Source organism: Candidatus Symbiopectobacterium sp. NZEC135 (genome assembly GCF_025962695.1).
On record NZ_JAGFPF010001002.1, the window covers coordinates 1 to 783 of the forward strand.

The window sequence follows — 783 nt, forward strand, 5'->3', positions numbered from 1 at the left end:
CATGCATGAGATATTCAAAATGGTGCGTAAAGGTATTAAAGACAGGGGCTGCAATCGCGGGATTATCGTCGCTCACAACGCCAATTTTGATCACAGCTTTTTGATGGCAGCAGCGGAACGTTGCGGGCTCAAACGCAACCCGTTCCACCCGTTTGCCACGTTTGACACCGCCGCGCTGAGCGGATTGGTACTGGGACAAACCGTATTGGCAAAGGCCTGCATGACTGCTGGCATCGCCTTCGACTCCGCGCAGGCTCACTCAGCGCTTTATGACACGCAGCAAACCACGGCGCTATTTTGCGAACTGGTTAATCGTTGGAAGCGGCTGGGCGGTTGGCCATTGCCCGTGGAAGACCAAACGGTCTGAGTTCCCCCATCGGGTTCATACCAACATTAAAGGGACCCTTATGCGGGTCCCCTCTTCTGCATCAGATAGCGGCAGTATACCGCCAACAGGCACGATTTACTGCGCGCTGTCGCCGTCCTGCGGCTCACGGTATTTGTCTGCGGTTTCTTTGATCAACGGCTGCAATTCACCACGTTGATACATTTCAATGATGATATCGCATCCGCCAATCAGTTCGCCGTCAATCCACAGTTGGGGAAAGGTCGGCCAGTTGGCATATTTTGGCAGCTCAGCACGAATATCCGGGTTTTGCAAAATGTCTACATAGGCGAAGCGTTCACCACAGGCCGACAGCGCTTGCACGGCCTGCGCGGAGAAACCGCAACTCGGCAACTTCGGGGAAACCTTCATGTACAGCAGAATCGCGTTTTGTGTAA

2 protein-coding genes are annotated in these 783 nt (G+C 53.8%); one reads left to right on the top strand and one right to left on the bottom strand.

What is annotated here, in order from left to right; genetic code table 11:
• The coding region (locus tag J5224_RS32035) for an exonuclease domain-containing protein (RefSeq protein WP_264628994.1) at positions 1–367 on the top strand (367 nt) is incomplete at its 5' end.
• Between the two features lie 96 nt (positions 368–463).
• On the opposite strand, the gene J5224_RS32040 is transcribed toward J5224_RS32035, so the two are convergent.
• Positions 464–783: Grx4 family monothiol glutaredoxin (locus J5224_RS32040; protein ID WP_264628995.1), on the bottom strand; the 320-nt coding region annotated here is incomplete at its 5' end.